Origin of the sequence: Microcoleus sp. PH2017_09_SFU_O_A (assembly GCF_020738625.1) — a bacterium.
Lineage (GTDB): Bacteria > Cyanobacteriota > Cyanobacteriia > Cyanobacteriales > Microcoleaceae > Microcoleus.
In genome coordinates, this window is the sequence record NZ_JAEQCF010000005.1 from 126,467 (window position 1) to 140,240 (window position 13,774).

A 13,774-nucleotide genomic window follows, 5' to 3' on the forward strand; every position below is an offset into this window, starting at 1 on the left:
TATCTAAATCTGTGCTTACGCAGGAAGCAAGACTGTATCGATGATGTGGATGACGCCATTATCAGCAGCAACATCGGCTGTGGTAACGGTAGAATCATTGATTTTGACGCCATTGGAAGCATCAATTTTCACTTCTGAACCTTCAACTGTTTTGGCAGATTTCAGCTTGACTACATCAGCAGCCATAACTTTGCCAGCAACGACATGATAAGTCAAGATTTTTGTGAGCTTAGGAATGTCCTTAAGCAGTGCTTCTACAGTACCTGCGGGAAGCTTAGCAAAAGCTTCGTCTGTGGGTGCGAAAACTGTGAAGGGCCCGGTGCCTTTGAGAGTATCGACTAAACCAGCAGCTTTGACGGCAGCAACCAGAGTTGTAAAAGAGCCTGCCGAAACGGCGGTATCAACGATGTCAGCCAAGTGAGTCACCTAGGTTTTGTCTTCCATAAATCAATATAACGCTTAAAAGTTAATTTAGCTACCTAAATTTTTCTTTTATTTATTCAGTTATTCTGATATAAATAGCAAAATATTCTTCTAGAAATAACTTATAAAATACCTGTCTAAAGGTAGATAAAAATATCGAAATTTTATTGTATTTTAATGCAAAACAACCTGTTCCTAAATACATTGGTAAGCCGATCGCGAATCGTGCGATCGCCCAGGCGCAGTATGAAATGTAAACGCAGAGCGATCGACATAAATAACTGAGCTGGCAAAACCTTCAAGATCGATCTTTGCCAAAAGCGCACACAAAGTTTCTGCCTGCTGAGGTCATTGGTATCCTAAAAACTGCGTTACACTTATACAGGTATCTTTACAAAACAACATACAAACATGACAGTTGCCTATCCCCGCAAGCTTCGCAACGGCATGGGAGCGCGCGAGATTTTAAGTCAAGTGGTGCGCGATCGCGAAATCCACTTGATTACCCTCAACCGCTACCGCTACAGCGAACAGCGCAGTTGCAAAGACCTCACCGACTTGATCGAGCAGCTAGACGGCGAACCGGCCGAACTCGTGCGGGATCTTTCCCGGCATATCTCGGACGAAGCGCGACACGCCATGTGGCTTACAGACTTGCTCGCAGACATCGGCGAGAAGGTGGGAACGCCGCCAGGAGTCTCCTACATTGACGAATTTGAAAGGTTGCTCGACAGCGACCAAAAAGACCCTACCAAAGACCGCGAAGATTTTGTAATTTCTTCCCTAGCGGCGATTAACGTCACCGAGAAGCGGGGATGCGAGTATTTCTCAGCGCACATCCACGCCCTCAAAAATGCTCCTCAAACCGACGAAAACGTCAAAATCCGCGAAACCATCGAAAAGATTTTTCCCGAAGAAGCTGGTCACGTCCGCTGGGGCAACCGCTGGCTGGGTAAAATTGCTGCGAAGAGCCCGGCACACCGCGAGAAGGTGGAACAGGCGAAACGCAAGTATGCAGCGATCGAACAAGCAGCATTTGCATCGGGAATGGATATCATGCTGGGAGCAGAACTGCGTCGCGTCACCCGTCTCGTGGACATTGCCAACACGATGCCGATGTGGGAACGCCCACAATACCTGATGGAACGCTTGCCAGCCACTCTGCTCGCCCCCGATTTGCAAATGACCAGAGTCGATGTAGCTCAGCGGGCCTGGAACCGAGATCCGCAAGCATTTGTGGAGAAATTTGTGCCGATGTTCCTCAATGGATTAAAACCGATTGAGAAGAAGCCCGCGGCTGCTAAGCCCAAGGCTTAGATACAGGTGAGGGAGAGCTCAGGATATGGGTTCCCAGGCACAGCCTGGGAACCACTCATTATTTAAGTCATACCGAATTCTTTAATGTAAAATCCAAAACCTAAAATCCAAAATCCTATAAGTCCTATTTTGCTAAGTCCTGAAGAGGAAGTAAACTGTATTGGTAAAGATTATTGGAACACTTTTCCGTTTAAATATTAATCATGACTAACAGCGAGCCAAACCCACAAACACCTTCCGCAGAAAGCCTCTCTAGCGAAAGCGCGATCGCCTCCGAGCAGGTCGAAAAAGCCACAGCAGTGAGCTATGCCGAAGAAATTGAAACTGTGATTGCCAGCATGGCTGTAGACCAAAAAGTGATGGTCGGTCAAAATGAAGCTGGCGGACATCTTTGGAAATTCAAGTACGGGAGCGTTGAAGTGTTCGTGCAACTCACGGGCGAAACCGAAAATGATACTTTAACTGTTTGGGCTTTTGTGCTTCAGTTGCCGGCAAAGAATGAAGCTGAATTAATGCGGAAACTGCTAGAAATGAATTGGCTGGCTACTTTAGAATCTCATTTTGCGATCGTTGACAACCAAGTTGCCGTAATATCAACTCGGACGATCGCCGAAATCTCTGCTGGGGAAATGTCACGCGCTATTACTATTGTAGCCACCATCGCCGATGACAACGATGACTTGCTGCAAGCAGAATTTGGTAATTAGTCATTAGTCATTAGTCATTAGTCATTGGTCATTAGTCATTAGTCATTGGTCATTAGTCATTGGTCATTGGTCATTGGTAATTTGAACCAACTGTCAACTGTCAACTGTCAACTGTCAACTGTCAACTGTCAACTGTCAACTGTCAACTGTCAACTGTCAACTGTTAACTAATGACTAATGACTAATATGCAGGCCCTGCGATCCAAGAAATCGCGATTCCCAGCCCCAAACCGACGAACACTTGAAAAGGAGTGTGTCCCAGCAACTCTTTCAGGCGAGCCTCATTAAAGTTGTGGTCTTCCTCAAAAAACTCGTCGATAATTTGGTTGAGGATTTGAGCTTGTTTCCCTGCTGCTTGGCGGACTCCAGCAGCGTCGTACATGACAATAATTGCAAAGATGGCTGCGATCGCAAATTCTGGACTTTCCCATCCCATCGTTTGTCCGACTCCCGCAGCCAAAGCGCCCACAAAAGATGAGTGAGAGCTGGGCATTCCGCCCGTTGTTACCAAATACCGCAGATTAAACTTACGATTTTTGATTAATTCGATCGGCAATTTAATGATTTGAGCCGACAGACAAGCGATCAAAGCAACTATCAGTACATGATTGTGTAAGATGCCGCTGCAAATTTCCTGCATATTCTTTAGTATTTCTAGTTACTGCGGCTGGTAATAAAATCGGCGATTCCCAATAAAGGCTGGGCTTTACTTCCAAACACTGCCAATTGAGCCTTAGCATCAGCAACAAGCTCTTTGGCTTGGCGCCGAGACTCCTCAATTCCCCACAAACTCGGATAAGTCACCTTTCCGGCTTGAACATCTTTGCCAGCGGTTTTGCCCAATTCTTCTTGAGTAGCAGTAATATCCAGAATGTCATCAATTATCTGGAAAGCCAGCCCAATATTTTTAGCAAAACGCGAAAGCCGCTGCAAATCCGCAGCAGAAGCCCCAGCCAGAATTCCCCCACAAACCACGCAGGCTTCTAACAGCGCGCCGGTTTTGTGAGCGTGAATGTAGGTCAAAGTTTCTATAGAAACATCTTTCAATCCTTCCGATTCCAGGTCAAGTACCTGACCGCCTACGAGTCCAGCAGCGCCAGATGCCCGCGCTAAATGGGCGATCGTCTGCAACACCTGTAGGGGGGGTACGTTCTCAGTTTTAGTGGCGATAAATTCAAAGGCATAGCTCAACAAACCATCGCCAGCCAAAATTGCGATGTCTTCGCCGTAGACTTTGTGGTTAGTCAGTTTGCCGCGCCGATAGTCGTCGTTGTCCATTGCCGGCAAATCGTCGTGAATTAGCGACATGGTGTGGATCATTTCCAAAGCGCAAGCTGTGGGCATTGCCATTTGGGAAGTGCCACCGGCGATTTCGCACCCAGCCAGACACAGGATCGGACGTAGCCGTTTGCCCCCTGCTAGCAGTGAGTAGCGCATGGCTTCGTAAATTTTCTCTGGGTAGATGACCTGGATCGCACCGTCGAGAGCTACCTCGATCGCCTTTTTTTGTTCGACTAGGTAAGTAGATAAGTCGAAAGCGGATTCCGGTTGAGACGAATCCATTTCTGTTGCTGCAAATACCATCCCTTGCTCTCTTGTACTGAATGTGACGAAAGGATACTGTGAGTTGTTTTGGTCGATCGCGCCGACTTTTAGGGGGGCGATCGCTCGAAATCTGAGACTCAATTTAATCATTTTACGGGTGTTGTTGCACAGAAACTTATTAGTGTGGATGTCAAGGATTTAGTTTTGCTTGAGGGTTGGGATATGAAGTTGTTGACACCGGAACAGATTCGGGACTGAATCTGCTTTTCTGAGCAGTCAAGAGATGTGCGATCGATCGCTCTGCTTCACCAAACTATTTTGTTAAATTTTATTGAGTCGAGCGCTACCGTGGATATGAACTAGCCTACTGTACAATCACAAACCACATATTGGACTTGGCTAGGCCGACGAGAGCGATCGCCAACCGCCACAACTCAGCCGTTGGTCGGCAAAAATACCAATAAGACTCAACAGAAGGTTACACGCCGATTATGCAACCATTTAAATTGCCAGAATTTTATATGCCTTGGCCGGCGCGGCTGAACCCTAATCTGGAAGCCGCGCGAGTTCATTCCAAAGCATGGGCTTACGAGATGGGGATACTTGGCTCAAAAGAAGAAGCCCAAGGCCAGCCTATTTGGGACGAACGCAAATTCGATGCCCATGACTACGCCTTGCTTTGCTCCTATACCCATCCAGACGCACCAGCAACGGAACTAGACTTAGTAACCGACTGGTATGTGTGGGTATTCTTTTTTGACGACCACTTTCTGGAAATCTACAAGCGTAGTCAAGACATGGTTGGGGCGAAGGAATACCTCGATCGACTGCCAGCATTTATGCCGATCTACCCTAACGACACCCCTCCCGTTCCCACCAACCCAGTAGAGCGGGGCTTGGCAAACCTGTGGTCTCGCACCGCCTTTACTAAGTCTGTGGAATGGCGGCAACGATTCTTTGAGAGTACCAAAAACCTCTTGGATGAGTCGATGTGGGAACTTGACAATATCAACCAAAATCGAATTGCCAACCCCATCGAATACATTGAGATGCGGCGTAAAGTTGGCGGCGCACCCTGGTCTGCGGATCTGGTGGAACACGCCGCGTTTGTAGAAGTTCCGGCCAAAATTGCCGCAACTCGACCAATGCGGGTCTTGAAAGAAACATTTGCCGATGGAGTACATCTACGCAACGACCTATTCTCCTATCAAAGAGAAGTAGAAGATGAAGGCGAGAACTCGAACTGTGTATTGGTCTTAGAACGCTTCCTCAATGTGAGTACCCAAGAGGCGGCTAACCTCACTAATGAACTGCTGAACTCACGGTTATATCAGTTTGATAATACTGCTGTCACCGAGTTACCTTCCCTGTTTGAGGAGTACGGAGTAGATCCAGTAGAGCGTGCCCATGTTCTCCTTTATATCAAAGGACTTCAGGACTGGCAGTCGGGCGGTCACGAGTGGCATATGCGATCGAGCCGCTACATGAACAAACAGGAAGCGGATAATTCTGCGACACCAACGATTCTGGGTGGGCCTACTGGACTAGGCACATCGGCGGCGCGGCTTGAGTCGTTATACGCCAACTTGGGTTTAGGAAGGTTCAAGAGCTTTACTCACGTTCCCTACCAGGCTGTAGGGCCAGTGAAATTGCCCAATTTTTATATGCCCTTCTCTACTACTTTGAATCCCAATCTGGATGCCGCGCGGAATCATTCTCAGGAATGGGCGCGCCAAATGGGGATGCTGGACTCACTACCGGGCATTCCTGATGCTTTCATCTGGAATGACCACAAGTTTGATGTTGCTGATGTAGCCCTATGCGGTGCGTGGATACATCCAAAGGGGTCTGAGCATGAGCTAAATTTAACAGCTTGCTGGCTGGTTTGGGGAACCTATGCCGATGATTACTTCCCAGCACTCTACGGGAATAACCGCGACATGGCTGGCGCGAAAGTGTTCAACGCCCGACTGTCGGCGTTTATGCCTCTCGACGACTCCACCCCCCCAGCGGTGCCTACCAATCCGGTGGAACGTGGCTTGGCAGATATTTGGTCTCGAACTGCTGGCCCGATGTCTGCTAATGCGCGGACTGAGTTCCGCCGTGCGATCCAGGATATGACTGACAGTTGGGTGTGGGAACTTGCCAATCAAACTCAAAATCGGATTCCAGACCCGATCGATTATATTGAAATGCGTCGTAAGACGTTTGGTTCGGATTTGACAATGAGCTTGTCTCGACTAGCCCAGGGCGGCGAGATACCAATGGAGATTTACTACAGTCGGCCAATGCGATCGCTGGAAAATTCCGCGGCCGACTTTGCCTGTTTCACTAACGATATCTTCTCCTACCAGAAAGAAATCGAATTTGAAGGGGAAATCCATAATATCGTACTGGTTGTGCAGAATTTCCTCAACTGCGATATAATCCAGGCTGTCGAGATTGTGAACAATCTGATGACCGCGCGGGCGCAACAGTTTCAACACATTGTCGCCACCGAACTGCCAGCCCTTTTTGACGATTTCAACCTGGATGAAAGCACTCGCGAGAAACTGCTTGCATATGTCGAGAAACTAGAACAATGGATGTGTGGCGTACTCAAGTGGCATACGAAAGTAGACCGCTATAAAGAGTTTGAATTGCGTAATAGTGCTTCGCCAATAGTGCGACTGCTCAACGGGCCCACAGGGTTTGGCACTTCGGCAGCACACATCAAATCTTTGGTCGGTGCAAGCAGTTTTTTGGCCAATAATCGGTAAATTTGAATCGAATTGTATCTTTTTGTCAAAGATACGATTTGATTGTCTCTTTTTACAAGATAATCTGTCTTGCTAACTTAGGTTTTTCTCGATCGCCCATTCGGTGAAGTAAAACCAAGTTGTTTTTTGAGTAACTAGAAAGTGAAGAATTAGTTTATGACCTATTCCAATGATTCGGGTTCAGATGTTGAGAATCAGCAGCCTCAGTTGAGTTTAAGTACAGCAGCAGCCCGTAATTTGGCGACGACCACCAAATCTGCACCGCAGATGCAGGAAATTACCTCGCGGTGGTTGTTGAAACTGTTGCCGTGGGTGCAAACAAAGGGTGGTGTATATCGAGTTAACCGTCGATTAAGTTATACCGTAGGTGATGGAAGAGTCTCTTTCACCAACACTGGCGCAACTGTACAAGTAATTCCCCAAGAACTTACTGAGTTGCCATTGCTCAGAGGGTTTGAGGACACAGAAGTTTTAACTGCGTTGGCCAACCAGTTTGTGCAGGAAGAGTACGCTGCCGGGGACACGATCGTTGAAATAGGTCAAGCAGCCGATCGAGTATTATTGATCGCCCGTGGTAAAGTTAACAAGATTGGTCTTGGCAAGTATGACGAACAGGTTGTTTTAGATGTACTCGCTGATGGCGATCGTTTCGGTGATGAATCTCTAGTAGAATCTCAAGACACCTGGCAGTATACCCTCAAAGCTCTTACCAGATGTATCGTATTAGCATTACCTCAACAGGCGTTTGAGCAAATCCTTAACCAGTCCGAAGCTTTACAAAATCAGGTCGATCAGTTCCGCGCCATCCTCAGCCAGCCACAAACTACTGAAGGTGAAGCTGCTATTAATGTATCTGCGGGACATCGCGGCGAGACTGAGTTGCCTGGTACTTTCGTTGATTACGATCTCTCACCCCGCCAATATGATTTGAGCATTGCCCAAACCGTGTTGCGGATCAGTACCAGGGTAGCCGATCTGTACAATGAACCAATGAATCAGACCGAGCAACAATTGCGTCTGACTGTTGAGGCATTACGGGAACGTCAAGAACACGAAATGATCAACAACCCAGAATTTGGGTTGCTGCATAACGCTGACCTCAAACAACGCATCTACAGTAGCACTGGCGCACCTACGCCGGACGACATGGACGAATTGCTGGCTACGGTATGGAAAGACCCTGGCTTCTTCCTGGCTCATCCCCGCACGATCGCAGCCTTTGCTCGCGAGTGTAACCGCATAGGCATCTATCCACAAAGCATTGACATGGGCGGCCACCAAGTACCGGCTTGGCGTGGTGTACCGATCTTTCCCTGCAACAAGATCCCCATCACAAATACCCGCACCAGTTCTATCCTCTTACTCCGCACTGGTCTTGAAAAACAAGGCGTTATCGGTTTACATCAAACTGGTATCCCTGACGAATATCAACCTAGCTTGTCTGTCCGCTTCATGGGCATCAGCGAAAAGGCAATTATGTCTTATCTCGTCACAGCTTACTACTCCGCAGCCGTCCTAGTTCCTGACGCACTCGGCATCCTCGAAGATGTAGAAGTCGGTCGTTAATTAGACCTCGACCATATTTATTGTGGAACAGGCATCCTGCCTGTTCAAAACTTGTTTTTCCAATAATTATTGTGGAACAGGCATCCTGCCTGTTCAAAACTTGCTTTTCCAATAATTATTGTGGAACAGGCATCCTGCCTGTTCAAAACTTGCTGTTCAAAACTTGCTTTTTTGGAGAGGTCTAAGAGGTCTATTGGTGCTGAGAGGTTAAGGCAAATGATTTTTGTCGATCGGTAATTACGCTCTATTTTAAGCGTTAAATCCAGTAGACTTCTCTCAAAAAGCTTGTCTGGAACAGGCAAGATGCCTGTTCCACAATAATTATGGGAGATGTCTAGTAATTATTGACAAAACAATTGCCTTAACCTCTCACCTATTAGAGCGGGTATTTTTGTTAGTAAGTAAAGGATGAGGTAATGACATATTCTAATGATTCGAGTTTGGAAGTTGAAGGTCAGCAACCTCAACTGAGTTTAGGTACAGCCGCAGCCCGTAATTTGGCGACGACAACCAAATCTGCACCACAGATGCAGGAAATTACATCGCGGTGGTTGTTGAAGATGTTGCCGTGGGTGCAGATAAAAGGTGGTAATTATCGGGTAAACCGTCGTTTAACCTATACCGTGGGTGATGGGAGAATTACTTTCACCAATACAGGCGCGACTGTGCAGGTAATTCCCCAAGAACTTTGTGAATTACCCTTGCTGCGAGGGTTTGATGATGTTGAAGTGTTGACGGCTTTGGCCAGTCGATTTGTGCAACAGGAGTTTGCACCCGATGATATCATCGTGCAGTCAGGTCAACCAGTCGATCGGCTTTTCCTGATCGCTCATGGTAAAGTTAATAAATTTGGTCTTCCCAAATATGAAGAAGAACCTTTATTGGGCGCGTTAGCTGATGGGGATCATTTTGGCGATGAGGTTTTAGTAGCGTCTCAAAGCAATTGGAAGTTTACGGTTAAAGCTGTGACTCGATGCACAGTATTAAGCTTACCACAACAAGCGTTTAGGGAAATTCTGAACCAGTCGGCGGCTTTGCAGACTCAGATCGATCGAGCCGTAACTCGCGCACAATTACCACAGAATAAGCAGGGTGAAGCCACCATTGCTTTATCTTCAGGACATACTGGAGAAACTCAATTACCAGGGACTTTCGTTGACTACGAACTTTCTCCCCGCGAATATGAGTTAAGTATTGCCCAAACTGTGTTAAGGATCAATACTCGCGTCGCTGATTTGTATAATGAACCAATGAACCAGACGGAACAACAATTACGTCTGACGATTGAGGCATTACGGGAACGTCAAGAATATGAATTGATCAATAACCGTGAATTTGGTTTACTGCACAATGCTGACCTTAAACAGCGCCTCCACCCCCGCACTGGTGCGCCTACTCCTGATGACTTAGATGAATTGCTTACTCGCCGCAGAAAGTCGAAGTTCTTCCTAGCTCATCCTCGCACTATTGCAGCCTTCGGCCGGCAGTGTAACCGCCTCGGTATCTATCCACAAAACATCGACATGGACGGAAGTAAAGTTATTGCTTGGCGCGGTGTACCTCTTCTTCCTTGTAATAAGATACCCATCACCAAAAACCAAACCAGTTCTATTCTTGTGATGCGTACTGGTGAGGAAGATCAGGGCGTGATCGGTTTACAGCAAACAGGAATACCTGACGAATACCAACCAGGCCTATCTGTGAGATTTATGGGTATTAGTGAAAAGGCGATTATGTCCTACCTTGTTACTGCATATTACTCCGCAGCCGTGCTAGTACCTGACGCACTTGGTATCGTTGAAGATGTTGAAATCGGGCGCTAGGAGAGATTTCGGTTGGGACTAATCGATCGGCGATCGAGGTCGATCGCGCCGACTTTTACGGTGGCGATCGATCGGTACGACTCTAATCCCTAATATTGAAGACTTGACAAGTCTCTGGCTGTCTGCAAAAACCGCTGCACCGCTGGCGTGGGATTGTCGCGCCAAATTAGAGCAATTGAGACGATCGGACTTGGTTCTTGTAAATGTTTGTAAACAACCCCAGTGCGCTGGAAGTTTTGCATCGATGCGGGGACGATCGCCACCCCCATCTCGGCGGCTACCAAGCTGATAATTGTCTGCATTTGAATCGCTTCTTGACCGGCGATCGGGCTAAAACCTTCTTGCAGACACAGACTGACGATCGGATCGTACAATCCTGGAGCTAGGGAACGGGGAAATAGTATGAAAGGTTCGGCAGAAAGTTCGCGCAATTCTACAACAGCGCGATCGGCTAAATAATGCGTTTCTGGCAGCGCCACGATCAGAGGTTCTCGAAAAACGATTTCGGAATTTATGCCATCTTCCTCGATCGGAGGGCGCACGAAGCCGATATCAATGCGCCCGAACCGCAGTCGCTGCAATTGTTCGTTAGTTGTGAGTTCGTGCAGTTCGAGCTTGACGGCGGGACACCGAGTGCGAAACGCCTGCAAGATGGCTGGAACTACATTGTGCGCGGCGGAACTCACAAAGCCTACAGTGAGTTGGCCGAGTTCCCCGCGGCTGGTTTGTTTGCCAAGTTGAATAGCGCGATCGACTTGTAGCAGAATTTTCTGTGATTCCTCAAAAAAAACCTGTCCGGCTTCCGTTAGCACAACTGTCCGCTTGGTGCGACGAAAAAGTTGAAAGCCCAACTCTGCCTCCAAATGCTGAATTTGTTGACTTAGCGGAGGTTGAGCCATGTGCAATCTTTCCGCTGCACGAGTGAAATTCAGTTCCTCTGCAACGGCAATAAAGTAACGCAAATGTCGCAGTTCCATAGCTTCCCAATCATTAATATTTTAAAAGTATAAGTTATTAGCTAAAAAGATATTGGACATTGATGATGGCATTTAATACAGTAATTAATAGGTGAGATTGAGAATTAAACAATGGTTAATTTGGATATTAAAATCAGAGAAGCAGAACTTGGAGATTTAGAACTAATTCTGACTTTTATCGCGCAAAAAAGCGAGTTCGATGGAGCTAAAAATCTGTTGGCAGCAACAGCCGATAAATTGCAACAAGCGTTATTTTGTCAGTCTCCGCTAGTGCGGGTAGTATTGGCTGAAGTTGCAGGCACTGCTGTAGGATTTGCGATGTTTTATGCTACCTATTCAAGTTTGTTGGCGCAGCCTTGTCTGTGGCTTGATGATTTATTTGTGCAAGCTCCCATGCGCGGTATGGGAGTGGGTACAGCTTTGTTGAAACATTTGGCACAAATTGCTGAATCCACAAATTGCGGGCGAATTGAATGGACTGTTAATGCTAAAAATTCAGCGGGAGTTGCTTTTTATGAGAAGCAGGGAGCGCGGATTTTGGAAAATATTAGGGTTTGCAGGATTGATGAAAATGCGATCGCGGAACTCGCTAGCAAATGATTCGCTCGCTTTTGTGAAGGAGGATTTTTTTATTAACCGCAGAGAACACAGAGAACACAGAGAGAGAAGAAAGGTTTAGAGTAGTTATGATGACACAAGATTCTTGGAATACGGATCTCTACGAACAGCAACACGCTTTTGTTTGGCAATACGGCGAATCGCTCTTAGAATTACTGGCTCCGCAGGCGGGAGAAGGAATTCTGGATTTGGGCTGCGGTACGGGACAGTTAACTGCAAAGATTGCTGAAAGTGGTGCTTTTGTGCAAGGTATTGATTCTTCTTTGGCGATGATTTCCACTGCTAAATCAAATTATCCTCACATTAACTTTGTGGCGGCGGATGCGAGGAATTTTCAAGTGGAAGAGCCGTTAGATGCTGTGTTTTCTAATGCGGTTTTGCACTGGATAAAACAACCGGATGCTGCGATCGCTTGCGTGGAAAAAGCGCTGAAGCCGGGAGGGCGTTTTGTGGCTGAGTTTGGCGGTAAGGGGAATGTGGGGGCGATCGCCCGCGCGCTTTTGAATGTTTTGTCGGAAATTGGCTGCGAGGAGCCCCAATCGCTTAATCCTTGGTATTTTCCGAGTATCGGCGAGTATGCTCTGCTGCTGGAAAACCACGGTTTTGATGTGAGTTATGCGGTTTTGTTCGATCGCCCGACTCCCCTAGAAGGCGGCAGCGCTGGTATGGTAAATTGGATCGAGATGTTTGCAGGCGGGTTTTTGTCGGGTTTGTCGCCGTTCGTGCGATCGCGCGCAATTAAACAAGTTGAAGAACGTTTGCGGCCCGCTCTTTACCGCGATGGTAATTGGAGTGCAGATTATCGCCGAATTCGCGTTGTTGCTGTCAAGAAATAGTCGGCATTACCCAAATTAGCCGGAATTATCTCAGTAGGAACCGCTCATTTTTGTAAAAAGCATTTGGGTACATCTGGGTTTGGAAAATATTTTTGTAGGGGCGAAGCATGACCTCCGTCAATATGAGATTATAACGAATAACTTATATGCGGTCATGCTTCGCCCTCTTCACAAGTTAGATGTACCGAAAGCATTTTCTGATTTTATTCCTGTATCCGCTCCTGCTTCTGCAATCAAAAGAGCGGATACAGCAATCTCATGTCAAGGCAAAACTGCACATTTCCGCTATGATTCGCGCGCTCGTCAAACCATCTTTTTCGTATAACTAGAAACTGTATTTTCCAACAACATAGCAACAGTCATCGGCCCGATTCCTCCCGGCACCGGCGTAATCGCTCCGGCTACTGTTTTCACAGCATTAAAATCTACATCTCCGGCCAAACGGCTAGTACCATCTGGATTGACGACGCGGTTAATGCCAACATCAATTACTACTGCTCCCGGTTTTACCATATTAGCTGCAATCATTTCGGTGCGGCCGACGGCGGCAATTAAAATATCGGCTTGGCTGGTAATTGATTCTAGGTTTTGCGATCGCGAATGAGCTACAGTAACAGTGCAATCGGCTTCTAACAGCATCAGCGCCATCGGTTTACCCACCAAAATACTGCGGCCCAAAACAACAGCATTTTTTCCTTTCAAATCAATCTGGTATTCCTGCAATAACCGCATCACTCCGGCGGGAGTACAACTCCGCAAACCTTGCTCACCCCGTACCAAGCTACCTAAATTTACCGGGTGAAGTCCGTCAGCATCTTTGTCAGGTGCAATTTGGTACAGCAGCGAAATTGCGTCTAGGTTTTCTGGTAGCGGAAGTTGTACTAAAATGCCGTCTACTCGATCGTCCTCGTTGAGTGCATGAATTGCAAGTTCGAGTTCCGCTTGAGTCACGTTTGCTGGATAATGCTGGCCAAAGGAAGCTATGCCAACTTTAGCGCAGGCTCGCTCTTTGTTGCGGACGTAAGCCGCGCTGGCTGGGTTGTCTCCCACCATCAGCACCGCAAGTCCCGGAGGACGCCCAATCTGGGGTTGTAGGGCGCGGACTTTTTCGCTCAGTTCGCTTTGAATCTTTGTCGCTAAAGCTTTGCCATCTAGTATTTGAGCAGTTTTGGCATCCATTGTAGACTCTAGGTTAGGGGCTGA

14 protein-coding genes are annotated in these 13,774 nt (G+C 47.2%); 7 read left to right on the plus strand and 7 right to left on the minus strand.

Annotated features, from left to right (window positions below; all coding sequences use genetic code 11):
* Window positions 1-15: 15 nt before the first annotated feature.
* Window positions 16-417, minus strand: a complete 402-nt coding sequence (locus tag JGK16_RS03280) for a fasciclin domain-containing protein (RefSeq protein ID WP_293185555.1) — start codon at window positions 415-417, stop codon at window positions 16-18.
* A gap of 201 nt (window positions 418-618) precedes the next feature.
* Entirely contained in the window at window positions 619-741 is a 123-nt protein-coding gene (locus JGK16_RS03285; RefSeq protein WP_293202748.1) for a hypothetical protein, read from the minus strand.
* Between the two features lie 93 nt (window positions 742-834).
* Here JGK16_RS03285 and JGK16_RS03290 point away from each other — a divergent pair, with 93 nt between their 5' ends.
* Entirely contained in the window at window positions 835-1,740 is a 906-nt protein-coding gene (locus JGK16_RS03290; protein ID WP_293185554.1) for a ferritin-like domain-containing protein, read from the plus strand.
* A gap of 203 nt (window positions 1,741-1,943) precedes the next feature.
* Window positions 1,944-2,447, plus strand: a complete 504-nt coding sequence (locus JGK16_RS03295) for a YbjN domain-containing protein (protein ID WP_293176532.1) — start codon at window positions 1,944-1,946, stop codon at window positions 2,445-2,447.
* 181 nt (window positions 2,448-2,628) lie between these two features.
* Here the strand turns inward: JGK16_RS03295 and JGK16_RS03300 are convergent, their stop codons facing one another.
* Complete coding sequence (locus tag JGK16_RS03300; protein WP_293176530.1) at window positions 2,629-3,087, minus strand: divergent PAP2 family protein; 459 nt, start codon at window positions 3,085-3,087, stop codon at window positions 2,629-2,631.
* A 14-nt stretch (window positions 3,088-3,101) separates the two neighbouring features.
* Entirely contained in the window at window positions 3,102-4,031 is a 930-nt protein-coding gene (gene crtE, locus JGK16_RS03305) for a geranylgeranyl diphosphate synthase CrtE (RefSeq protein WP_293176548.1), read from the minus strand.
* Window positions 4,032-4,483: 452 nt separating this feature from the next.
* Here crtE and JGK16_RS03310 point away from each other — a divergent pair, with 452 nt between their 5' ends.
* Together JGK16_RS03310 and JGK16_RS03315 are read left to right on the plus strand one after the other, a co-directional pair.
* Window positions 4,484-6,751: a family 2 encapsulin nanocompartment cargo protein terpene cyclase gene (locus JGK16_RS03310; RefSeq protein WP_293189549.1), complete on the plus strand. Its 2,268-nt coding sequence runs from the start codon at window positions 4,484-4,486 to the stop codon at window positions 6,749-6,751.
* Between the two features lie 156 nt (window positions 6,752-6,907).
* A complete protein-coding gene (locus tag JGK16_RS03315) occupies window positions 6,908-8,317 on the plus strand; it encodes a family 2B encapsulin nanocompartment shell protein (protein ID WP_293189547.1) in 1,410 nt (469 codons plus the stop codon).
* 44 nt (window positions 8,318-8,361) lie between these two features.
* Here the strand turns inward: JGK16_RS03315 and JGK16_RS03320 are convergent, their stop codons facing one another.
* The gene (locus JGK16_RS03320; protein WP_293202751.1) at window positions 8,362-8,619 is read right to left on the minus strand and encodes a hypothetical protein; all 258 of its coding nucleotides are present in this window, start codon (window positions 8,617-8,619) and stop codon (window positions 8,362-8,364) included.
* Between the two features lie 114 nt (window positions 8,620-8,733).
* Here JGK16_RS03320 and JGK16_RS03325 point away from each other — a divergent pair, with 114 nt between their 5' ends.
* Window positions 8,734-10,140 carry a family 2B encapsulin nanocompartment shell protein gene (locus JGK16_RS03325; protein ID WP_293189545.1) on the plus strand — a complete coding sequence of 469 codons (1,407 nt, stop codon included), beginning with the start codon at window positions 8,734-8,736 and terminating at the stop codon, window positions 10,138-10,140.
* Window positions 10,141-10,229: 89 nt separating this feature from the next.
* Here the strand turns inward: JGK16_RS03325 and JGK16_RS03330 are convergent, their stop codons facing one another.
* Entirely contained in the window at window positions 10,230-11,117 is an 888-nt protein-coding gene (locus JGK16_RS03330; protein ID WP_293189543.1) for a LysR family transcriptional regulator, read from the minus strand.
* 111 nt (window positions 11,118-11,228) lie between these two features.
* Here JGK16_RS03330 and JGK16_RS03335 point away from each other — a divergent pair, with 111 nt between their 5' ends.
* Together JGK16_RS03335 and JGK16_RS03340 are read left to right on the plus strand one after the other, a co-directional pair.
* The gene (locus tag JGK16_RS03335; protein ID WP_293176520.1) at window positions 11,229-11,717 is read left to right on the plus strand and encodes a GNAT family N-acetyltransferase; all 489 of its coding nucleotides are present in this window, start codon (window positions 11,229-11,231) and stop codon (window positions 11,715-11,717) included.
* Between the two features lie 23 nt (window positions 11,718-11,740).
* Window positions 11,741-12,571 (plus strand): class I SAM-dependent methyltransferase, encoded by an 831-nt coding sequence (locus JGK16_RS03340; RefSeq protein ID WP_293176546.1) that lies wholly within the window; start codon window positions 11,741-11,743, stop codon window positions 12,569-12,571.
* Window positions 12,572-12,874: 303 nt separating this feature from the next.
* Here JGK16_RS03340 and folD read toward each other — a convergent pair whose 3' ends face one another.
* The gene (folD, locus tag JGK16_RS03345; RefSeq protein WP_293176518.1) at window positions 12,875-13,750 is read right to left on the minus strand and encodes a bifunctional methylenetetrahydrofolate dehydrogenase/methenyltetrahydrofolate cyclohydrolase FolD; all 876 of its coding nucleotides are present in this window, start codon (window positions 13,748-13,750) and stop codon (window positions 12,875-12,877) included.
* Between the last annotated feature and the right edge of the window lie 24 nt (window positions 13,751-13,774).

Coding starts and splice junctions, on each gene's coding strand:
- JGK16_RS03335 (WP_293176520.1), top strand. CDS start 11,229: ATGGTTAATTTGGATATTAAAATCAGAGAAGCAGAACTTGGAGATTTA.
- JGK16_RS03325 (WP_293189545.1), top strand. CDS start 8,734: ATGACATATTCTAATGATTCGAGTTTGGAAGTTGAAGGTCAGCAACCT.
- JGK16_RS03310 (WP_293189549.1), top strand. CDS start 4,484: ATGCAACCATTTAAATTGCCAGAATTTTATATGCCTTGGCCGGCGCGG.
- JGK16_RS03290 (WP_293185554.1), top strand. CDS start 835: ATGACAGTTGCCTATCCCCGCAAGCTTCGCAACGGCATGGGAGCGCGC.
- folD (WP_293176518.1), bottom strand. CDS start 13,750: ATGGATGCCAAAACTGCTCAAATACTAGATGGCAAAGCTTTAGCGACA.
- JGK16_RS03300 (WP_293176530.1), bottom strand. CDS start 3,087: ATGCAGGAAATTTGCAGCGGCATCTTACACAATCATGTACTGATAGTT.
- JGK16_RS03315 (WP_293189547.1), top strand. CDS start 6,908: ATGACCTATTCCAATGATTCGGGTTCAGATGTTGAGAATCAGCAGCCT.
- crtE (WP_293176548.1), bottom strand. CDS start 4,031: ATGGTATTTGCAGCAACAGAAATGGATTCGTCTCAACCGGAATCCGCT.
- JGK16_RS03330 (WP_293189543.1), bottom strand. CDS start 11,117: ATGGAACTGCGACATTTGCGTTACTTTATTGCCGTTGCAGAGGAACTG.
- JGK16_RS03295 (WP_293176532.1), top strand. CDS start 1,944: ATGACTAACAGCGAGCCAAACCCACAAACACCTTCCGCAGAAAGCCTC.